Raw genomic sequence first — 20,117 nt, 5'->3', positions numbered from 1 at the left:
GCATGTCATTAGCCCAGCTGATCCAGAGTGCATGGAATAAACAATCGAGTTGGTTGATTGTTTTACGTCCATTGTCTTGTTTGTATCGGGCTGGGTTTTTACTAAATCGTAATCTTTATAATTCAGGTTTTAAGCAAGTTTATAAAGCGCCTGTACCTGTGATGGTTATAGGTAATATCACAGTAGGTGGAAGTGGAAAAACTCCCTTGCTAATACAACTGGTGAATTATCTACAGCAGCATAATGTAAAAGTAGGGGTAATTAGTCGGGGATATGGGGGTAATGGTCCTTTTCCACTGCTGGTTACCTCGGGCGGCCAAGTAGCTCAAGCTGGGGATGAGCCAGCATTAATTGTTCAGGCTACAAGTGTACCAATGGCAGTAGGCCCTAATAGGCAGGCCGCAATAGAGTTATTACTTGAGTCATCAGAAATAGATTTGATTATTAGTGATGATGGGTTGCAGCATTGGGCATTAGATCGACAGATCGAGTGGATTGTACTGGATCAAAATCGTGGTTTAGGGAATAAAAAACTATTACCTGAAGGTTATCTGCGAGAGCCTGTTGAACGTTTAGAAACTGGAACAGTGATTGAGCATACTCATAAACCTGCTACAGAATTAAACATGTATCTCGAGACAGGACAGCCATATTTACTTAACCCTTTATCTAATTCTAAACCAAGCTTTAATCTTGAGAATAATTATCATGCTGTAGTTGGTATTGGCTTTCCTCAACGGTTTTATCAAACCCTTAAAGATCTAGGGTTGAAGCAATTCGAAGAGCATGCCTTTCAAGATCATCATGATTACACAATCAATGATTTAATTTTTAATGATGAGCTGCCACTTATTACAACTGAAAAAGATGCAGTTAAACTATTACCGTTACTTGAAAAACATCCTGAATTTAAACAATCTATTTGGGTAGTTCCTGTTAAAGCTGTCCTGTCTACACAGTGTTATCAGGTTTTAAAAATGCAATTGCAAGAACTTGATATTCAATTATCTTAGGAAGAAAAAATGAAACACATCGTCATTCCAGCACGCTTCTCAAGTTCGCGTTTGCCAGGTAAACCATTGTTGCTTATTCATAACCGTCCTATGATTTTACGTGTAGTGGATCAGGCAAAAAAAGTCGAAGGTTTTGATGATTTGTGCGTGGCAACAGATGACGAACGTATTGCTGAGATCTGCCGTGCAGATGGAATTGATGTAGTTCTTACCAGTGCTGATCATCCTTCGGGTACAGACCGTTTAAGTGAGGTGGCTCGCATTAAGGATTGGGATGCAGACGATATTATTGTAAATGTTCAAGGTGATGAACCTTTGTTGCCAGCTCAACTTGTTCAACAAGTTGCAAAAGTTTTGGTAGATAAACCAAATTGTTCAATGTCTACGTTGTGTGAGCCGATTCATACTTTAGATGAGTTCCAGCGTGACAGTATTGTAAAAGTAGTCATGTCTAAACAAAATGAAGCCTTATATTTTAGCCGGGCTACCATTCCTTATGATCGAGATGGGGCTAAGCATGATGAACCGACTTTACATTCACAAGCATTTCGTCATTTAGGTTTATATGCTTATCGAGTGAACTTATTACAAGAATACGTAACATGGGATATGGGGAAGCTTGAAAAGTTGGAGAGCCTTGAACAATTACGTGTTTTGGAAAATGGTCATCGAATTGCAATTGCTGTAGCCGAAGCCAATTTGCCACCAGGTGTGGACACTCAAGCTGATCTTGATCGCTTAAATAGTATGCCTGTTGAATCTTTTGAATAAGCGTTAATTTTTAATGAATCCGAATGTAACTTCAAAGGTTTATCCTTGGCAGCAAACAACATGGGACACCTTGACAACAAGGTTTCCCAATATTGGACATGGTCTCTTATTTTACGGCAAGCAAGGTTGTGGAAAACATGCTTTTGCTAAGCAGTTTTTGGCATGGGTACTTTGTTTAAATAAGCAGCCGCAGGGCCCTTGTGGTGAATGTAGTAGTTGCCAATGGTTAAAATCAGACACTCATCCCAATTATGTTCATATCACAACGGATGAAGAAAATAAAAAACAGAATGCAAAAATTAAAATAGAAAAGATCCGTGACTTACTACCTTTCGTACAACAAACGGGAGAAGGTTGGCGCGTTATTGTGATTGAGCCTGCAGAAGCACTTAATTTGGCATCTTCAAATGCTTTGCTAAAGACTTTAGAAGAACCAGGCGAGCGTGTTGTTTTAATTTTATTAGCTGATCACTATCTTAAACTACCGGCCACTATTCGTAGCCGATTGCAACATTTCGCTTTAGATCGTATTTCATATGAGCAAGCTACTTCTTATTTGAATGAGCATTTATCTGAACTTGCGGAAGTGCAGCCTGATTTACTGCTTGGCTTATCTAATGATATGCCTTTACAAGCAATAGAAATTGCTCAAAGTGACTGGTTTGCGAAAAGGCAAGTTTTCTTAAATGATTGGCTTAAAATTGTTGCTCAAAAAAATATGCCTTTATTTTTCTCAGGCAAATGGCAAAAAGAATTAAGTTTTAATGATTTTATAATGCTTTTTGAATACTTGTTGGGTGATTTAATTTGTGTCAAGCTAAACCAACCACAGAAAAATACTGATTTAGATTTTGATCAGTTAAGCCCATATTATGATTTAGAAAGCTTATTTAATATTTATAGTGAATTACAGCAAGCAAAAAAGCTTGTTGAACAAAATGTACAAAGCCAACTTATTATTGATCAATTATTTATAACGTTAATGAATATTTAAGGGGAAAACTATGCAGCCGCAAATGGGGGGGATTATTCAGGTAAATATTCCTGATAAAGCTACTTTGCAAGCAAGCTATATGGGATATGTGCAAGGTGGAGGCCTATTCGTACCATCAAAACAAAAGGTAAAGATGGGACAAGAAATTTTCATTTTAGCGACTTTGCCTGAGCAGTCTCAAAAAATTCCTCTAACAGGCAAAGTAATCTGGATCTCCCATAAGCAAAGTGGATTTAAACCTCAAGGTTTTGCTATTCAGTTAAGCGGAGATAAGGGAATTTACTATAAAACTGAGGCAGAACGAGTTTTGGCTGGTAGTATGTCTCTAGACCGTCCAAGTTATACGATGTAATTAAATAGGAAAGAAAAGTGTTTGTTGATACGCATTGCCATTTAACGATGTTAGATTTAACACCTTATAACGGTGATCTGGACCTTGCGCTTGCAGCGGCGCGAGCAGAAGGAGTGTCTAAGTTTATGGCAATTTCCGTTGATCTCGATGACCATATTGCATTGGCTGAAATTGCAAATAAACATGCAGATGTTGGTTATACGGTAGGTGTACACCCTTGTGAGGATGTGGACACAATGGCACGTGCAACAACTGAGTATTTGGTTGAATTGGCTCAATCAGAAAAAGTATGGGCTTTAGGTGAAACTGGACTGGACTATTATCACAGTACTGATTTTATTGAAGAGCAAAAAGCATGTTTTGCAAGACATATCCAAGCTTCAAAAATTGTAAAAAAACCAGTTGTCGTTCATACCCGATCAGCAAAGCATGATACGGTAGATATTATCCGTGCTGAACACTCAACACATGGGATTCTGCATTGTTTTACTGAAGATTGGGAAACTGCTAAAGCTGTACTTGATTGTGGTTATTACATTTCTTTTTCCGGTATTGTGTCATTTAAGAATGCACAGGATTTGCGCGATGTAGCTAAACAGGTTCCACTAGATCGCCTTTTAATTGAAACAGATAGCCCGTATTTAGCACCTGTCCCATATCGTGGTAAAACAAATGAACCAAAATATGTGCCTTATGTAGCCAAAGCGCTCAGTGATGTATATGATAAATCGGTTGAGGAAATTGCAATGATCACCTCACAAAATTTTGAGAACTTGCTAAAAGCGATTTAGGTTATAGAAACTATATAAGAGAGTAATTGCGTGAAGATGGATCGTCAGGCTCAGTTCCGAGCAAGAGAAGTATTAATATTTCAGGTTGCGGAACAATTGTTGCTAGAAAATGGCGAAGCCGGAATGACACTCGATGTCTTGGCTGCTGAGCTTGATTTAGCAAAAGGAACTTTGTACAAACACTTTCAAAGTAAAGATGAGTTGTACATGCTGTTGATTATTCGTAATGAGCGTATGTTACTTGAAATGGTTCAAGATACTGAAAAAGCCTTTCCAGAGCATTTGGCCTTTTTCATGTTGCATCATTTACATCATCCTGAACGAACAGTTTTATTTCATCAAATTGAAGAAAAACTCTCAATCACTGCTCAAGGCGTTCATCATCTTTTTCATGAACTTTATCAAGTGCGTAAACAGAGATTGCGAATTATCATTCGGATGACAGACCATTACCTGGAATCTATTCAAAGCAATATGCCTACACGAGATTATCTTGCTTCTATTTGGTCATTAACTCATGGTGCAGCAGCTATTCTTAATTCAAGTTTTTATCAACGATATTTAGGTTCAAGAGACACTTTAAGAGTGGCTTATATTGATCAGGCTTTAGCCTTACCTAAACAAGCTATTGAGCAATATGCTTAGGTCGATATGAAATCTCAATCACCACTTAAATCCCAAAAAGGTTTTACTCTCATAGAAGTGATGGTGGTGATTGTTATTATGACGATTATGACTTCTTTAGTTCTACTCAACATAGGTGGGGTTGACCAAAAGAAAGCGATGCAAGCAAGAGAGTTATTTTTGCTGGATATGCATAAAATTGGTAAAGAGTCGCTTGATCAGTCTCGTGTTTTAGCTTTATCTACTGTCAGTGAAACAGATGTTTCACCATTTTCTTATGAATTGTATGAGTATCACGACCAGAGTAAATTACAGGTCCAAGATTTAAAAAATCGCTGGCAGAAATATTCTGAGTTTAATACACGCCAGTTGCCTAAACATGTATCGTTTACAATACAACCTTTAGATGAGCAAAACTATTCAAAAGCTACGAATACCGATTTAATTGGAGGGCAGGCTCCCCAGTTAATCTGGTTCGGTAACGGTGAAGCTAAAACTGTGAAAATACAGTTTTACTTTGAACAAAAACCAATTGGTTCAGAAATACAAATTGATCATTTGGGTAAAATAAATGAAATCTAAAGGCTTTACTCTATTAGAAGTAATGGTTGCTTTAGCAATTTTTGCAGTAGCGGCTGTCGCGTTAACTAAAGTAGCCATGCAATATACTCAATCTACCTCAAATGCAATTCTTAGAACCAAAGCTCAGTTTGTAGCAATGAATGAAATTGCTTTAATGGAGATAAATCAGGAATGGCTTGAAGGTACTCAAAGTAAGCAAGTTACTTCTCAAGGCGAAACATGGCAGATTGACAAATCTGCACAATCTACAATTAGCCCGAATGTTCAGAAAGTTGATTTGCAAATTAGCTTATATGATTCTGATAAGGGCAAAGTTCAAAATGGTATTACTCACTTGGTGTTTTTTAATTATCCAATGAAAGCAAAATAATGATAAAGAATAAAAGTTTTCGCTATCCAAGCACCGCTTCACGTCTTGCGACACGATCGAGCAGTGCTCGATTAACTCGTGCCTCAGGATTTACTTTAGTTGAGCTTTTAGTTTCAATTGCAATTTTTGCTATTTTATCTTTGTTGGGGTGGAAGGTTTTTGACTATTTATTAAAAGTTCGCGATCGTAATACTCAACATGAAGTGCAGCTATTTGAATTACAAGATGCTTATCAACAAGTTTTGCGTGATACATTGCAAATTATACCTTTATCAGCCAATCAAGGCGGGCAATTGCGCCCAGCTTTAGAAATTGATAATCAAGTTCTTCGCTTTAGTAAGGCGGGGGTTACTGATCCATTAAAGCAAGGATTATCACCTTTTGAGCGTATCGAATATCGATATGATCCTGATCAAAAAAAGCTTTATCGCCTAAAATATAGTAACTTAAATACTTCAAATAGAGAGCAACCCTTATCAAGTACGCTGTTGAGCCAAGTTGAACAATTTCAAATTATGGTTTTGACACCTCAAGAAGTAACAAAGTGGCCTGAAGTTAATATTGACCCTACAAAACCTGATGAATTTAGGAAGTTGCCAAAAGGAATAAAAATGCAACTCACGGTTGCAGGTGTAAGTTATGAGTGGATTTATAGCTTAAACCAAGGTGACTTATCGCTCTCCAAACAGGGAGGTCAATAAATGTTACTCTATAAAAAAAATCAGCAAGGTGTAGCGTTACTCACAATTTTGATAATGGTTGCTTTGGCTACAATTTTAGCTGCCTCTATCGCAAAGCATCAAACTAATACGATGGAAAATACGGGTTATTTGATGCGTCAAAATCAGTCATTACTTTATGCAAAAAGTGCAGAAGCTTTTTTTTCTGAATTATTAATTCAAGATGCAAATAATGCTGGTGGTATCGATCATTTAAAGGAAAGTTGGGCTCAGCCAATGCCACCTTTTCCAATAGAAGATGGAGTTGTATCGGGGCGCTTACTAGATGAGTCAGGAAAATTTAATATAAACAATTTAACGACCAATGAAGGCAAGGTAAACGAAGCTGCTAAAAATTGGTTTGAGCGATTGCTTGTGCGTGTAGGATTACCAGCAGAGTTAAGTCAAGCAGTTATTGATTGGCAAGATCCAGATGATGAACCAAGCGGCCCTATGGGGGCAGAAAGTAACTATTATGAAGGACTTGACCCTGGCTATTTGGCTTCAAATGCTAAATTTCATCGTATAGAAGAGTTGAAATTGGTAAGAGGTTTTGAAGGCAAGAAATATGATTTAATCGCACCATACATTTCTGCATTACCTGAAAATACAAAAGTGAATGTTAATACCGCATCACCATTAGTATTAGCGAGTATTGATCAAAAATTAGATTTAGGGACTATAGAAAAAGAACTTCAATTACGCCAACAGAATTTAAAGTTCTTTCAAAATATTGATGAATTATGGCAATTGAATGCTTTTTCAGCAGTTGATGCGCAAAAGAAAACTGAAGTTAATAGCCTTTTAGATGTGAAGTCGAACTTTTTTCAAGCACAAATCGAGGTTGTGTTGAATAATAGAAAAAGACAGTTTACAAGTGCCTTAATGCGCAGTGATAAGCAGGTTTATGTATATTCTAGAAATATAGTGCCTTTTAACTAATTGAAAAATTATGATTTATTTACTTTAGATGTTTTTTGAAGTTTGTAATTATAAATTTTTCTGAAGTTAAATATTAAAGTAAATATAAACTTTCTATATGTTTATATTCAATATTTCTTCATCAGTCTTATCATACTTTTTGCTAATTGTTTCTAATTGAAAAGTGGTGCGAAATTTTCGTCTTTTGCTTTATAATAATGTTCTTAGAAGGAATGATCGATTTGGCACATGTTAATTCGTAAGTTATTTAAGTTTGAAAATGCACATGTTGTACGTAACTGTACATCGGATCGTTGTAAGCGATCAATTCATGGACATAGCTATAAAGTTGAGTTATTGCTTAAAGCTTCGAAATTAGATCATGGGCAAATGGTTTATGATTTTGGACTCCTAAAAGGAGTAATAAAAGACCTATTCGACAGCTTTGATCACGCAATCTGTTTTTGGGAAAAAGATGATTCTCAATATATTGATGCATGTCAGACTTTTAGTGCTCGTTGGATTTCTTTACCTGTTTCACCGTCGGCTGAACAGTTTTCACGTATTTTCTTTTATCTAGCTCAGCAAGTTTTACAATCAACAATCACTCAAAATGGGGAAGGTGATGTTGAAGTATATTCTGTTATTGTTCATGAGACTGATACTGGATATGCTCAGAGCTTTATTGAAGATATTCAAAACGAACAAATGGGTATTTTAAGTCTTGATGGAATTGTTTTTTCAGAACAAATTCAGATAGAGTGGGCAAATCCACAAATGTATGAAGACTTGAAAAAAGGGATTAAATTTAATAATCCTCAAGTTGATTTGCAAGTCGAAGTATAAATCGAATTACTTATTTTATTTGTAGAATTGAAAATTGATCTAGGATGACATTAATGCAATTAACTGAGCAACAGCAAGATAAACTCAGTAAAGTTCAATTAGAAGAAAGTTGGAAAAGATCTTTAGCACCTTTTCTATTAAGTCCTCAGATGGATAGTTTGCGCGATTTCTTATTTCAACAGAAACAAGCTCAGAAAATAATATATCCGCCTAGTAAACAGATCTTTAATGCTTTAAATACCACACCACTGGCTGATGTGAAAGTTGTGATTTTAGGGCAAGACCCCTATCACGGGCCAAACCAAGCGAATGGATTAAGTTTCTCTGTTCAAAAAGGTATTGCATTACCACCATCTTTGCGCAATATTTTTCATGAATTACATACAGATTTGGGTATTCCAGCTCCTCGCCATGGTGACTTAACAAAATGGGCTACGCAAGGCGTACTTTTACTCAACAGTGTGCTTACCGTGGAGGCTGGACAGCCGACTTCACATCAAAAGCAGGGTTGGGAAGCCTTTACTGATGAAGTTATTGATGTTCTAAATGAACAGAGACAACATATAGTATTTATTTTGTGGGGTGCTTATGCACAGCGCAAAGGACAACGTATAAATAGAGATAAACACTTGGTTTTAACAGCCGCACATCCATCACCTCTTGCTGCAAATAGAGGGGGATTTTTTGGATGCAAAGTGTTTTCAAAAACAAATCAATATTTGAAACAACATGGCATTGAGCCCATAGACTGGCAATTGGACGCATGATGAACTCTCCCAATGTAAATAACTATCACCCGGACTTGGTGGTTGAAGAAGCAAAAAATGGCTGGCGTATAGTACGTTTGAATCGTCCTAAATCGTTACATGCTTTAGACGAATCAATCGTAACGGCATTATTGCGTGTATTTGAAGATTTCCGTGACGATGAACAGGTTAAAGCAATTTGGTTAGACTCAACTACACCAAAAGCTTTTTGTGCAGGTGGTGATGTTAGAAAATTACGCCAACTTGTTATAAATCAAGAAGTCGATACCGCAAATATGTTCTTCCAGCAGGAATATGCTTTAGATTTACTTTTACATAATTATGCTAAACCGGTTGTGGTTTGGGGAGAAGGTTATGTAATGGGTGGTGGTTTAGGCTTGTTTATGGCTGCACCATTCCGTCTAGTGACGCCATATTCACGTTTAGCAATGCCTGAAATTAATATTGGTTTATATCCTGATGTTGGTGCGAGCCGTTTCTTGGCAGATCGTGGTCCAATAGGTTTGTTTACGGGTTTAACAGGTTCAATTATGACTGCTGCTGGGGCGTATAGCATCGGTTGGGCAACACATATTTGTGAAGCTCAGCGTGATAATGTTTTGCAAAAAGTTTTAAATATTAACTGGGCTCATTATCCTGCAGGGGATTTCCGAGCAATTGATGATACTTTAAATAGTTTGCACCGTCCTGTTGCGGCAGGTCCATTGCAAAACTCACTTGATGTAATTCATAGCGTTTGCCGTGGTTTTAATTTTGAACAAGACTATCAAGCTATTGTTAGCTTACGTGATGCGAGCAGTGATTGGTTACGTCAAGCGAGTGAGAATTTGCAAAAAGGATCTCCTAGTACTGCGGCAATTACTTGGTTACTGTGGCAATGGGGCAAACAAATTCACTCATGGGATGAGGTCTTTGATCTAGAGGCTCAGATTTCTGAGTGGAAAATACGTCATCCTGACTTTGTGGAAGGTGTTCGCGCACGCTTAGTTGATAAGGATTTATCACCTGAATGGAAGCCATGTGACGATCTAAGCTTAAGAGGTATATTGGCTGATTGCCCGCCAGTGACTTCAATTGATAGCTGGAATGCCTTACTTAGACAGCACGGTGTGATCACCTAAAATAAATGACTGAATATAGTGATGAATACTGGATGCAGCTTGCTTACGAGCAAGCTGAATTAGCCGCCCAGCAGGGTGAGATACCTGTTGGAGCGGTTCTGGTGAGCCAAAATCGAGTAATTGGATCTGGTTATAATGCTCCAATTACTTTATTAGATCCAACCGCACATGCAGAAATTCAAGCTATCCGTGCAGCGTGTTCCTCTTTAGAAAATTATCGATTACCCGAAGATACAACTTTATATGTCACTCTTGAGCCATGTACTATGTGTGTAGGTGCGCTCGTACATGCAAGAATTAAACATGTAGTTTTTGGTACGCCAGAACCTAAAGCAGGTTCTTTGGTGAGTGCACGTCAGTTATTACAGCAAGGTTATTATAATCATAGGTTTACATTTCAGAATGGTTGTCTACAAGAAAAATGTGCTCAACAGCTTAGCCATTTTTTTAAACAAAGACGTGAGCAAAAGAAACAAGAGAAACAACAAAAAACGTCCTTAAATGATTAAAAATTAACATACTCTTATGGCAAACTAACGCGGTTTTAATGTCATGATTCTATTTAATAAGGACGATCCAATGCGTAATGTAATTACCGTAGAAAAAGAATTTAATGCTCCTCTTACTGATGTATTTAATTTGCTCTCTAAGCATTCAACTTACAATACTGCTTTTGCACCTTTACAGGTTGTGCGTGTTAAAGACTCCGCAGATTCTAAAAGACCTGATGGACTAGGCTCAATTCGACGTATGGGATTTGGTCCAATTAAGCCACTTAAAGAAGAAATTACATTGTTGGAAGAAAATAAAAGTATTGAGTATAAATTAATAGACAATCCTTTGATTAAACACCATTTAGGCAGAATCGAGTTTTCTGAGATCACACCATACATTACTTTAGTTACATACCGCATCGAGTTAACGGCAAAAGCGCCAGTGGTCAGTAAATTAATCCTTGCACAGCTAAAACTAGCCATTACACTAGGCTTTTCGAGATTAGCTAAAGCATTTGCTTCTTAGTGAGAGTTCAATGACAGTTCAAATTATTACTATTGATGGTCCGAGTGGTTCGGGTAAAGGAACATTGGCCGCAAAACTTGCAGCACATTATCAATATCATTTACTCGATTCGGGTGCCTTATATCGTTTATTAGGGTTGTCATTACATAAACACGATTTATTAGAGAAATTAGACAGTCAGCTTGATGAGTGTATCCAATATGCACGTCAACTGGACATTAAATTTGAAACGTCTACCTCAGGGATTTTGGTCTTCTTGGATGGAGAAGATGTATCTCAAACAATCCGTACAGAGCGAGTTGGTGAGTACGCTTCAAAAGTTGCAGTGGTTCCAGAGCTTAGACAGGCACTATTTGAAAGACAAAGAGCTTTTGCGCAAAGTCCTGGTTTAGTTGCAGATGGCCGTGATATGGCAACATCTATCTTTCCAGAAGCTAATGCCAAAATTTATCTGACAGCTTCGGCCGAGTCGCGCGCTGAGCGAAGAGTAAAACAGTTGCAGGGTATGGGGCTAGATGCTAAAATAAACGACATTTTAGCTAATATACAGGCACGAGACAAAAGAGATATGGAGCGAGAAGTTGCTCCACTCAAGCCAGCCAAAGATGCTTATATCATTGATAGTTCGGAATTAACGATCGATCAGGTATTTAAGTTAATGGTTGATTATGTCGATAGCCGTACTATTTAGTAAATAGAATTATCAGTTGAAGCATAGCTTGATCAGTCTATAAAGACTATGTTGATACTTAACTAAACCGGCCTTGTCTGATCCAAGACCGCTGAATTTATCAGGTATATCATGACCGAATCTTTTGCAGCCCTCTTTGAAGAAAGTGAATTAAACCTCAACGTTGAAAAGGGTGCAGTCATCCAAGGTGTTGTTGTAAACATCGATAGCGACTGGGTAACTGTTGACACTGGCCTAAAGTCTGAAGGCATTGTTGACCGTGCTGAATTTTTAAATGAACAACGTGAACTTGAAGTTCAGGTTGGTGATACTGTTGACGTAGTTGTTGAAGCTCTTGACAACGGTATGGGTCAAACAGTTTTATCACGTGAAAAAGCTAAGCGTGCTGAAACTTGGACTAAACTTGAAAAAATCTTTGAAGATGGCGAAATCGTTACTGGTGTTATCTCTGGTAAAGTTAAAGGCGGTTTCACTGTTGACATCGGTCCTGTTCGTGCATTCTTACCAGGTTCATTAGTTGACACTCGTCCTATCCGTGACACTACTCACCTTGAAGGTAAAGAGTTAGAGTTCAAAGTAATCAAACTTGATGCTAAACGTAATAACGTTGTTGTATCTCGTCGTGCTGTTATGGAAGCTGAATCTTCTGCTGACCGTGAAGCATTACTTGCTCAACTTGAAGAAGGTCAAACAGTTACAGGTACAATCAAAAACCTTACTGATTACGGTGCATTCGTTGATCTTGGCGGTATTGATGGTCTTCTACATATCACAGATATGGCTTGGAAGCGTATCAAGCACCCTTCAGAAGTTGTTGAAGTTGGTCAAGAAGTTACTGTTAAAGTACTTAAATTTGACCGTGAACGTAACCGCGTATCTTTAGGCCTTAAACAATTAGGCGAAGATCCATGGTTAGCGATCATGAGCCGTTACCCTAAAGGTTCTATCGTTAAAGCTCGCGTAACTAACTTAACTGACTACGGTTGTTTCGCTGAAATTGCTGAAGGCGTTGAAGGTTTAGTTCACGTTTCTGAAATGGACCACACTAACAAAAACATTCACCCATCTAAAGTTGTTCAGATTGGTGATGAAGTTGATGTTATGGTTCTTGAAGTTGATGAAGAACGTCGTCGTATTAGCCTTGGTATCAAACAAACTCGTGCTAACCCATGGGAAGAGTTTGCTAAAGCTCATGAGAAAGGCGAAAAAGTATCTGGTACTATCAAGTCTATCACTGACTTTGGTATCTTCATTGGCTTGAACGGCGGTATTGACGGTTTAGTACACTTGTCTGATATTTCTTGGAACGAGCAAGGTGAAGAAGCTATTCGTCGTTACAAGAAAGGTGACACTGTTGAAGCTGTTATCTTGTCTGTAGACGCTGAAGGTAACCGTATCAGCCTTGGTATCAAGCAATTGAACAGCGATCCGTTCAATGACTTCTTAGCTGCTAACGAACGTGGTGCTTTAGTTAAAGGTACTGTAACTGCAGTTGATGCTCGTGGCGCAACTGTTAAGTTAGCTGACGAAGTTGAAGCAACTCTTAAAGCTTCTGAAATCAACCGTGACCGCGTAGAAGATGCGACTAAATTCTTAGAAGTTGGTCAAGAAGTTGAAGCGAAGATCATCAACGTTGATCGTAAATCTCGCTCTATCAACTTGTCTATCAAAGCAAAAGACGAAGCTGAAGAGAAAGAAGCAGTTGCTAGCTTGCGTACAGCAACTACAAGTCAAGACAATGGTCCTAAGACTATTGGTGACTTGATCAAAGCACAAATGAAGTAATAAGTTAACAAAGTACAGTTTCATGTAACGGAATTGTACTTTTTATACAAATTACTGTAAACGGTAGCCTAGTATTCAACATACTGCGCTACCGTTTTGTATTTAAACAGGTTATTATCGAACGACATAGAGTAGCAATAAATAACGAGGTCGTAGATGACTACTGAAGCTCTTAATAAGTCTGATTTGATTGAACGCATTGCGCTAAAAAACCCACACTTAGCTGAACCTTTGGTGGAAGAGGCGGTTAAAATTATGATTGATCAAATGATAGAAGCACTATCAACTGATAATCGAATTGAAATCCGTGGTTTTGGTAGCTTTGCTTTACACCACCGTGATCCAAGAGTTGGTCGCAATCCTAAAACAGGAAAATCAGTTGAAGTTGCAGCTAAAGCTGTTCCACATTTTAAACCCGGAAAAGCCCTTCGTGACGCAGTAAACGAATCTGGGAAATAAATAAAATTTATAAGTCGGGGTGCCTATGCGTTATATTTTAATTGCATTGCTTATTGTTGTATTTGGCTATTCTTTAGCACTTGTTTTGCAGAATCCAACAGAACTTTCTGTTGATTTGTTATTTACCCAAGTTCCAGCTATGCGTTTAGGCTTATTATTGCTACTCACATTAGTACTAGGAACAGTGGTCGGTCTTTTACTTGGTGTACAGGTTTTCAGAGTATTCCAAAAAGGTTGGGAAATTAAACGCCTGCGTAAAGATATTGACCATTTAAGAAAAGAACAAATCCAAAGTGCTCAATTAGCAGCGGCTGAAGCAGCTGCAAATGTAAGACATGAAAAAACCGTTGTAGATATTTATCCGCAAGATAAAAATTCTACTCCGCTATAATCCCCGTACTACTCTTTATTAATGAGTAAAGAGTAGTATCTCTCTAAATTTTATCTCTTCTTTTATTCTTCTTAATATAAATGCTTTTTCTTATCGCTTTAATTTTGGAAAGCAGCTCTCTACATTCCTTTATTCCTTCATGAGTTGTCTATTATAATAACGCTGATTTTATATGATGGAAGAAAGTCTCTTGAGTATCATTGTTGCGTTAGATGCAAAAAGCCAATATGACGCTTTAAAAATTGTTGAACAGCTTGACCCTGCTTTATGCCGTGTAAAAGTGGGTAAAGAGCTTTTTACTCATGAAGGCCCATCTGTTGTAAAAAAACTGCAAGAACAAAATTTTGAAGTTTTTCTTGATCTTAAATTTCATGATATTCCAAACACTACAGCTCAAGCAGTATGTGCAGCAGCTGATTTAGGTGTATGGATGGTAAATGTTCACGCTTCAGGTGGCCGTAAAATGATGGAAACCTGTGTGGAGCGTTTAAAAGCGGGTAACTATCAAACCCAACTTATTGCTGTGACAGTACTCACATCAATGGGTCGTGAAGATTTGAAAGATATTGGTTTAGATATTGAACCTGTAGAGCATGTGAAGCGCTTAGCTAAATTAACTAAAGAAAGTGGCTTGGATGGGGTGGTTTGTTCTGCTCAAGAAGCTAAGATTCTTCGTGAATTGATCGGGCAAGACTTCTCTCTGGTAACACCAGGAATTCGTCCAGAAGGTTCTAATGCAGACGACCAAAAACGTATTGTAACTCCAAAGCAAGCTATGCTTGATGGCTCTACGCATCTGGTAATTGGTCGACCGATTACTAAAGCAGAAAAGCCAACAGAAATGTTGAAATCTATTCTTGCTTCGATTGCCTAAAAATTTAGGAATAAGCTAATTAATAACGGGGCGAGTAGGCTTAATAATAAGCCGCTCATCATGGCATGTGGTACATAATGTGTACCACATGACTGTTTTACCATTGCTAAGGTAACATCCATGGAGGTTGCACCCGCACTTGAGATAGCAGGGCGTGGAAAACGCCAACCCATGGTATACATTAGAAAAATAGCAACAATTTCTCTAAATAAGTCGGTTAATAAGGCCATTCCACCCAACTCTGCCGAATGTAATTGCGTAAATAAGATGCCTGACATTGAATACCAGCCATAGCCTTGTGCTAAAGCTAAAGTTTCATTAAGTGTAAAATGCTTGTTGAGCAAATAGTAATTCAAAAGGCCTGCTATACATGACCCTATAAAAGCGGCTAAGGGTACAATTAAAATTTTCCAGCTTAACCATGTGCGGTTAAAGTGGGTGAAGGCAAGTTCGATACCAATTAAAAAAATAAAAAGTAATAACAAATACCAGCTATTAAATGCGATATGTGAGGTGAATTGAGTAATGATAGCGCCGAATAAAACACCGACACCTAGTGCAAGAAAAGCCTTCGCAATATTCTTTAAAGCATTTACAAAAAGTTGTAGGGAAATTTTGCCTTTAACACTTTGTTTATCAAAAATTGTATAAGCAAATAAACACGTAAAGAACGAACCAAAAGAAGTGGTAAGAGCAATGATAATAGCGGGTGGGAGTATGGCAGAAGGATTCTCGATTTGATCAAGTGCCAAGGTTAATTCAAAAGCTACACTAGCTAAAAGAATATAAGAAAAATAGGGCAGTATTTTAAATATAAATTGTCGGATATTTAGAGATAGTTTGGGTGCTAGGAAATAACCGAAAGCAAGTGCTAAAAAAATTTGAATGATAAGATAAAAAGATTGCATATAATAGGTAGATTGTTATCAACCTACCTATTATGTCTTGAACATTTTAAGCTGCATAGCTCTGTGAGCTTTTATTTAAAAGTAAGTAGTCTTTGGGCTTAACTTTACGTGTTTCTAACCAATACTTCCATGTGTAAGTTGGCCATAGTGAAAAGTTTCTACCATCGGCAGATTGATACCAACTACTACAGCCGCCAGCTTGCCATACGGTTCCTTGCAGCTGCTTTTGAACACGTTCGTTAAAAGCGTCTTGAATGTCAGGCTTGATCTCAATTGCTTTTTGACCAGACTCTTCTACTAACTGAATAAGCTGTAAAATGTAATTTACTTGAGATTCAATCATAAAAATAATCGAATTATGGCCTAGAACTGTATTAGGGCCTACTAGTTGGAATAGGTTGGGAAAGTTTTTAGTCATAATGCCGTAATAGCTTTCAGCACCATCTTTCCATGCTTGTTTTAACTCGATTTGATTACGTCCGATACATGTGAAATGTTTTAAATAAATACGTGGGTCAGTAATAAAACCTGTACCGTAAATTAAACAATCAATAGGTCGTTCTCGACCATCTTTAGTAACAATACTGTTTTCTTTGATCTCTTGAATACTATCAGTTACTAGCTCAACATTTTTTCGGTTAAAGGTAGGAAAGTATTTATTTGAGATAAGAATACGTTTACATCCCATAACGAAGTCAGGTGTGAGTTTTTTTGCTAACTCTTTGTCTTTAACTTGAAAACGGATGAATGCTTCTGCCAATTTTTGGCCATACTTCATGATTTGAGGTTGAACAATGGGTACAACGCGAGATTCATTACTCCAGTAAAGACGACTACGATGAATCTGGCGATAAATATTAGAAGATTTGAATAATGCTTTACTTAAGCTTGAATATTTGCGCTCATCTCGTGGTATTACCCATGCAGCTGTTCTTTGAAATACATAGAGCTGTTTAACATCTTTGGCTATTTCAGGAATATATTGAATTGCGCTACCACCTGTACCAATAGATGCGACTGACTTTCCGTTTAAGTCATAGTCATGTTCCCATTTTGAGGAATGAAATACTTTTCCTTTAAATTTTTCAATTCCTTTGATAGAAGGAATTTGTGGGATGTGTAGGGGACCAGATGCAAAAACTACAAATTGAGCTTCTATAGAAGGTTGGTCCTTAAAATCTAGAGTCCAGACATGACGTGTTTCATCATATTGGACATGAGTTACGTCATGGTTAAATTTACAGTAATCTTTAATTTTATATTTCTGTGTAATGTCTTGAATATAATTAAAGATCTCTGGTCCCTCAGCATAGCGTTTTGTCCAATCTGTTTTTGGTGCAAAAGACAATGAATACATGTGAGATTGAACATCACATGCTGCACCTGGATAACGATTTTCTCGCCAAGTTCCACCGACATCATTTGATTTTTCTAAAATAACAAAGTCTTGCTGTTGATTTTGTAGTAAACGGATTGCCATTGCTAGGCCACCAAAGCCAGCACCAATAATAGCGATTTTAGTTTTTTGAATAGCATCTTGCTTTGCGTTTAGCATTGGAAACCCTGCATAAGCTGAAAAGAGGATTGCACGCAAGACTAACGTTTTTTAATCAGTTTAAACATGATTGTATCGACGTGAAAATTGATAGATTCGGCAATTAATTTTCTTGCTTCTTTATAGTAAAACATTTCAGTCTAGGGAAATTGATAGAAGAATGAAACGGTCGATACTTGGTTTAATCTATTTAATTCAAGGAATGCGCAATGCTGGCATTGATGTCGACTCACGTTTGGCCGATATAGGTATTAAAGTCGATGCTCTAGACCCGAGTTCCACAATTCATGATCGTCTTGAATGGGACATTCAACAAATAATTAGTAAAAATGTAGAGCCTGAAAAGGGTTTATTTATTGGACAGCATTACGCTTTAGCGGGTTACGGCCCATTGCTTATGTTACTTGTTACAAGTAATGATATTCAAACTGCTTTAAATAAAGGTATAAAATATCAAAAGCTTACACACTTATTTGGTAGCTTAGCTTTATACGAAACTGATGAGCGGACCATTTTAAATTATTTGCCGGTTGATTTAAAAACGGAAATTGGTCAGTTACGGGCACAATGTGAAGTCTCTGGAACTTATAAGTTTATTCAAGATATTTATACGATGATGGGATTACAAATGCCTACGATGCGTATAGAACTCCCATTTGAAAAGCCTGCTGATATAGATACTTTGTCACGCTATTTTGCATATTATGGCGAAGATGTGCATTTTAATGGTAAATATGCGGCATTTAGCCTAAGTAAGGATGTACTTGAAATCAAGATTCCTTCTGCCGATATCATCACACATCGTATCTATGAATCAAAATGTATTGCAGAAATAACAAGATTAAATCAACAAGATCATCAAACTCCACATATCATACAATGTGTGCAAGATTATCTTGAACTGCAACAAGGAATTATCCCGAGCATGGCGGAAACGGCTTTTGCACTGAAAATGCCTGAAAGGACATTAAGGCATCAACTGCAACAGCTAAATACGAGTTATAAGCAAATTCGTGAACAAATTATCAAGAATAAGGCATTGAAGCTTATGGAATATAGGGAATACTCAATAGAAGTTGTTGCCGAATTACTCGGCTATTCTGAACCGGCGGCATTTAATCATGCATTCAAACGATGGTTTGGACAGAGTCCTCGACAATATGCAAAAGAGTCATCGTCGTAACTCTTGATGCTAAAAGCTAATGTGGTTGAACAAAATGTTCGCTATACTCTCATCAGTTAAAATTGAAATAAAACGATATGTTAAATTTAAAATCTTCTCATAGTACTGCATTCACACCTTCTTCCCCAGCAGAACGCTATGCTGAGGCTTTAACTTCAGGTCAATTTATGGCAGATGAAGCGCAAGCACAGGCAGTGCAAGAATTAGATCGCGTATGGAAAGAACTTTTAAACCGTTATAAAGCCTCAAAAAAAGCTTTCCGTCGTTTCCGTCGTCAAACTTCACCTAAAGGTGTATATATGTGGGGCGGAGTAGGCCGTGGAAAAACTTGGCTTATGGATCAATTTTATGAATCTGTGCCATTTCGCCGTAAAACGCGTATGCATTTTCATCATTTCATGCAACATGTTCATAAAGAGCTAAATAAGCTTTCAGGCCAACGTAATCCACTTGAAATCGTAGCTGACCAAATCTATAAAGATGCTGTCGTTATCTGTTTCGACGAGTTCTTTGTATCAAACGTAACAGATGCAATGATCTTAAGCGATTTATTCCAAAAATTGTTTGTTCGTGGTGTGACATTAATCGCAACATCAAACATTGCACCAGATGGCTTATATAAAAACGGTATTCACCGTGATCGTTTCTTGCCAACCATTGAAATGGTTAAAAAGAACTGTGCTGTTTTAAATGTAGATGCAGGTGTGGACTATCGTTTGCGTGTACTAAAACAAGCTCAATTATTTAAATCGCCATTAACGAATGAAGCTCAAAGCTGGATGGCTGAACGTTTTAGTGCTTTAACTCATACACAAGCTCATTCTCAAGAGCCGATTGTGATTAATAATCGTGTTGTCGAGACTTTGGGACATACAGAAGATGTGTTGTGGTGTGAGTTTTCTGAACTCTGCTTTAAACCACGTAGCCCAGCAGATTTTATTGAAATTGCGAATATTTATAATACGGTTCTAGTGAGTAATGTTCCTCATTTGACAGATTTCTTGTCAGAAGGTACTCGTCGCTTTATTTATCTAGTAGATGAGTTTTACGATCGAGGTGTGAAATTACTTTTAACGTCTCAAGATAGTATTATTGATATATATCAAGGTGAAAAGTTAGCATTTGAAATTGAACGTACGCGTTCACGTTTGCTAGAAATGCAGTCTGATGAATATTTACATTCTGAACACCGACATATTGATGCTACAAAAACCTCTTAAGTAAAGTAGATATGAAAAGCGCTCTAGATTGAGCGCTTTTTTATAACAAAAAATAGATAAATTTAATTAAATAGTGCTTTTTCACGCAGCAAAGTTTGATATAACTAAATACGCTTTAGAAAAACAAGATAGTGAAACTTTTTGTCTGTTAACAAAAAGT

The 20,117-nt window shown here is 37.4% G+C and carries 24 protein-coding genes; 22 read left to right on the top strand and 2 right to left on the bottom strand.

Annotation, left to right across the window (positions count from 1 at the left end):
* The first annotated feature begins 2 nt into the window (after positions 1-2).
* The 20 genes from lpxK (at position 3) to pyrF (ending at position 15,091) form a co-directional block, all read left to right on the top strand.
* The gene (lpxK, locus tag RMB06_RS14200; RefSeq protein ID WP_069035663.1) at positions 3-1,013 is read left to right on the top strand and encodes a tetraacyldisaccharide 4'-kinase; all 1,011 of its coding nucleotides are present in this window, start codon (positions 3-5) and stop codon (positions 1,011-1,013) included.
* Between the two features lie 9 nt (positions 1,014-1,022).
* Positions 1,023-1,784, top strand: a complete 762-nt coding sequence (gene kdsB / locus RMB06_RS14195; RefSeq protein ID WP_311080030.1) for a 3-deoxy-manno-octulosonate cytidylyltransferase — start codon at positions 1,023-1,025, stop codon at positions 1,782-1,784.
* 13 nt (positions 1,785-1,797) lie between these two features.
* Positions 1,798-2,778 (top strand): DNA polymerase III subunit delta', encoded by a 981-nt coding sequence (locus RMB06_RS14190; protein WP_017482275.1) that lies wholly within the window; start codon positions 1,798-1,800, stop codon positions 2,776-2,778.
* Positions 2,779-2,788: 10 nt separating this feature from the next.
* Positions 2,789-3,130 carry a PilZ domain-containing protein gene (locus RMB06_RS14185; RefSeq protein WP_002121335.1) on the top strand — a complete coding sequence of 114 codons (342 nt, stop codon included), beginning with the start codon at positions 2,789-2,791 and terminating at the stop codon, positions 3,128-3,130.
* Between the two features lie 17 nt (positions 3,131-3,147).
* Entirely contained in the window at positions 3,148-3,921 is a 774-nt protein-coding gene (locus RMB06_RS14180) for a TatD family hydrolase (RefSeq protein WP_044100051.1), read from the top strand.
* A gap of 36 nt (positions 3,922-3,957) precedes the next feature.
* Positions 3,958-4,566: a TetR/AcrR family transcriptional regulator gene (locus RMB06_RS14175; protein ID WP_057085321.1), complete on the top strand. Its 609-nt coding sequence runs from the start codon at positions 3,958-3,960 to the stop codon at positions 4,564-4,566.
* Between the two features lie 6 nt (positions 4,567-4,572).
* Positions 4,573-5,127: a type II secretion system protein gene (locus RMB06_RS14170; RefSeq protein WP_068527582.1), complete on the top strand. Its 555-nt coding sequence runs from the start codon at positions 4,573-4,575 to the stop codon at positions 5,125-5,127.
* A complete protein-coding gene (gene gspI, locus RMB06_RS14165; protein WP_002121425.1) occupies positions 5,117-5,497 on the top strand; it encodes a type II secretion system minor pseudopilin GspI in 381 nt (126 codons plus the stop codon). The genes RMB06_RS14170 and gspI overlap by 11 nt, the downstream gene beginning before the upstream one ends.
* Positions 5,497-6,198, top strand: coding sequence for a type II secretion system minor pseudopilin GspJ (gspJ, locus tag RMB06_RS14160; RefSeq protein WP_311080024.1), 702 nt, complete (start codon positions 5,497-5,499; stop codon positions 6,196-6,198). Before gspI ends, gspJ begins: the two co-directional genes overlap by 1 nt.
* Entirely contained in the window at positions 6,199-7,158 is a 960-nt protein-coding gene (gene gspK / locus RMB06_RS14155; protein ID WP_311080023.1) for a type II secretion system minor pseudopilin GspK, read from the top strand.
* A 228-nt stretch (positions 7,159-7,386) separates the two neighbouring features.
* Positions 7,387-7,983: a 6-carboxytetrahydropterin synthase gene (locus RMB06_RS14150; RefSeq protein WP_182923991.1), complete on the top strand. Its 597-nt coding sequence runs from the start codon at positions 7,387-7,389 to the stop codon at positions 7,981-7,983.
* Positions 7,984-8,036: 53 nt separating this feature from the next.
* Positions 8,037-8,750: a uracil-DNA glycosylase gene (gene ung, locus RMB06_RS14145; RefSeq protein ID WP_005069527.1), complete on the top strand. Its 714-nt coding sequence runs from the start codon at positions 8,037-8,039 to the stop codon at positions 8,748-8,750.
* Positions 8,747-9,871, top strand: a complete 1,125-nt coding sequence (locus tag RMB06_RS14140; protein WP_238516968.1) for an enoyl-CoA hydratase/isomerase family protein — start codon at positions 8,747-8,749, stop codon at positions 9,869-9,871. Before ung ends, RMB06_RS14140 begins: the two co-directional genes overlap by 4 nt.
* Positions 9,872-9,876: 5 nt before the next feature.
* A complete protein-coding gene (tadA, locus tag RMB06_RS14135) occupies positions 9,877-10,380 on the top strand; it encodes a tRNA adenosine(34) deaminase TadA (protein WP_002121378.1) in 504 nt (167 codons plus the stop codon).
* Positions 10,381-10,450: 70 nt separating this feature from the next.
* Positions 10,451-10,891: an SRPBCC family protein gene (locus RMB06_RS14130; RefSeq protein ID WP_014206600.1), complete on the top strand. Its 441-nt coding sequence runs from the start codon at positions 10,451-10,453 to the stop codon at positions 10,889-10,891.
* A 10-nt stretch (positions 10,892-10,901) separates the two neighbouring features.
* Positions 10,902-11,582, top strand: coding sequence for a (d)CMP kinase (gene cmk / locus RMB06_RS14125; RefSeq protein WP_005069521.1), 681 nt, complete (start codon positions 10,902-10,904; stop codon positions 11,580-11,582).
* 111 nt (positions 11,583-11,693) lie between these two features.
* Positions 11,694-13,367 carry a 30S ribosomal protein S1 gene (gene rpsA, locus RMB06_RS14120; protein ID WP_002121348.1) on the top strand — a complete coding sequence of 558 codons (1,674 nt, stop codon included), beginning with the start codon at positions 11,694-11,696 and terminating at the stop codon, positions 13,365-13,367.
* A 156-nt stretch (positions 13,368-13,523) separates the two neighbouring features.
* Positions 13,524-13,826 carry an integration host factor subunit beta gene (locus RMB06_RS14115; RefSeq protein ID WP_002121337.1) on the top strand — a complete coding sequence of 101 codons (303 nt, stop codon included), beginning with the start codon at positions 13,524-13,526 and terminating at the stop codon, positions 13,824-13,826.
* A 25-nt stretch (positions 13,827-13,851) separates the two neighbouring features.
* Positions 13,852-14,217, top strand: a complete 366-nt coding sequence (locus RMB06_RS14110; protein ID WP_002121360.1) for a lipopolysaccharide assembly protein LapA domain-containing protein — start codon at positions 13,852-13,854, stop codon at positions 14,215-14,217.
* Positions 14,218-14,392: 175 nt separating this feature from the next.
* Positions 14,393-15,091: an orotidine-5'-phosphate decarboxylase gene (pyrF, locus tag RMB06_RS14105; RefSeq protein WP_206218264.1), complete on the top strand. Its 699-nt coding sequence runs from the start codon at positions 14,393-14,395 to the stop codon at positions 15,089-15,091.
* Here the strand turns inward: pyrF and RMB06_RS14100 are convergent.
* Positions 15,088-15,999 carry a lysine exporter LysO family protein gene (locus RMB06_RS14100; RefSeq protein WP_064784085.1) on the bottom strand — a complete coding sequence of 304 codons (912 nt, stop codon included), beginning with the start codon at positions 15,997-15,999 and terminating at the stop codon, positions 15,088-15,090. The genes pyrF and RMB06_RS14100 overlap by 4 nt on opposite strands.
* Positions 16,000-16,045: 46 nt before the next feature.
* Positions 16,046-17,593, bottom strand: a complete 1,548-nt coding sequence (locus tag RMB06_RS14095) for an NAD(P)/FAD-dependent oxidoreductase (RefSeq protein ID WP_206223051.1) — start codon at positions 17,591-17,593, stop codon at positions 16,046-16,048.
* Positions 17,594-17,714: 121 nt separating this feature from the next.
* Here RMB06_RS14095 and RMB06_RS14090 point away from each other — a divergent pair, with 121 nt between their 5' ends.
* Both RMB06_RS14090 and zapE read left to right on the top strand, forming a co-directional pair.
* On the top strand, positions 17,715-18,737 hold the full coding sequence (locus RMB06_RS14090; RefSeq protein ID WP_262451616.1) for an AraC family transcriptional regulator: 1,023 nt from the start codon (positions 17,715-17,717) through the stop codon (positions 18,735-18,737).
* A gap of 77 nt (positions 18,738-18,814) precedes the next feature.
* Complete coding sequence (zapE, locus tag RMB06_RS14085) at positions 18,815-19,957, top strand: cell division protein ZapE (RefSeq protein WP_311080014.1); 1,143 nt, start codon at positions 18,815-18,817, stop codon at positions 19,955-19,957.
* Positions 19,958-20,117: the final 160 nt, after the last annotated feature.

Origin of the sequence: Acinetobacter sp. V104_13 (genome assembly GCF_031798995.1) — a bacterium.
Classification (GTDB): domain Bacteria; phylum Pseudomonadota; class Gammaproteobacteria; order Pseudomonadales; family Moraxellaceae; genus Acinetobacter; species Acinetobacter pittii.
The sequence above is the reverse complement of the archived record's forward strand: the minus strand, read 5'-3'. Positions and strand labels throughout refer to the sequence as shown.

Coding starts and splice junctions, on each gene's coding strand:
- lpxK (WP_069035663.1), top strand. CDS start 3: ATGTCATTAGCCCAGCTGATCCAGAGTGCATGGAATAAACAATCGAGT.
- kdsB (WP_311080030.1), top strand. CDS start 1,023: ATGAAACACATCGTCATTCCAGCACGCTTCTCAAGTTCGCGTTTGCCA.
- RMB06_RS14190 (WP_017482275.1), top strand. CDS start 1,798: ATGAATCCGAATGTAACTTCAAAGGTTTATCCTTGGCAGCAAACAACA.
- RMB06_RS14185 (WP_002121335.1), top strand. CDS start 2,789: ATGCAGCCGCAAATGGGGGGGATTATTCAGGTAAATATTCCTGATAAA.
- RMB06_RS14175 (WP_057085321.1), top strand. CDS start 3,958: ATGGATCGTCAGGCTCAGTTCCGAGCAAGAGAAGTATTAATATTTCAG.
- RMB06_RS14170 (WP_068527582.1), top strand. CDS start 4,573: ATGAAATCTCAATCACCACTTAAATCCCAAAAAGGTTTTACTCTCATA.
- gspI (WP_002121425.1), top strand. CDS start 5,117: ATGAAATCTAAAGGCTTTACTCTATTAGAAGTAATGGTTGCTTTAGCA.
- gspJ (WP_311080024.1), top strand. CDS start 5,497: ATGATAAAGAATAAAAGTTTTCGCTATCCAAGCACCGCTTCACGTCTT.
- gspK (WP_311080023.1), top strand. CDS start 6,199: ATGTTACTCTATAAAAAAAATCAGCAAGGTGTAGCGTTACTCACAATT.
- RMB06_RS14150 (WP_182923991.1), top strand. CDS start 7,387: ATGTTAATTCGTAAGTTATTTAAGTTTGAAAATGCACATGTTGTACGT.
- ung (WP_005069527.1), top strand. CDS start 8,037: ATGCAATTAACTGAGCAACAGCAAGATAAACTCAGTAAAGTTCAATTA.
- RMB06_RS14140 (WP_238516968.1), top strand. CDS start 8,747: ATGATGAACTCTCCCAATGTAAATAACTATCACCCGGACTTGGTGGTT.
- tadA (WP_002121378.1), top strand. CDS start 9,877: ATGACTGAATATAGTGATGAATACTGGATGCAGCTTGCTTACGAGCAA.
- RMB06_RS14130 (WP_014206600.1), top strand. CDS start 10,451: ATGCGTAATGTAATTACCGTAGAAAAAGAATTTAATGCTCCTCTTACT.
- cmk (WP_005069521.1), top strand. CDS start 10,902: ATGACAGTTCAAATTATTACTATTGATGGTCCGAGTGGTTCGGGTAAA.
- rpsA (WP_002121348.1), top strand. CDS start 11,694: ATGACCGAATCTTTTGCAGCCCTCTTTGAAGAAAGTGAATTAAACCTC.
- RMB06_RS14115 (WP_002121337.1), top strand. CDS start 13,524: ATGACTACTGAAGCTCTTAATAAGTCTGATTTGATTGAACGCATTGCG.
- RMB06_RS14110 (WP_002121360.1), top strand. CDS start 13,852: ATGCGTTATATTTTAATTGCATTGCTTATTGTTGTATTTGGCTATTCT.
- pyrF (WP_206218264.1), top strand. CDS start 14,393: ATGGAAGAAAGTCTCTTGAGTATCATTGTTGCGTTAGATGCAAAAAGC.
- RMB06_RS14100 (WP_064784085.1), bottom strand. CDS start 15,999: ATGCAATCTTTTTATCTTATCATTCAAATTTTTTTAGCACTTGCTTTC.
- RMB06_RS14090 (WP_262451616.1), top strand. CDS start 17,715: ATGAAACGGTCGATACTTGGTTTAATCTATTTAATTCAAGGAATGCGC.
- zapE (WP_311080014.1), top strand. CDS start 18,815: ATGTTAAATTTAAAATCTTCTCATAGTACTGCATTCACACCTTCTTCC.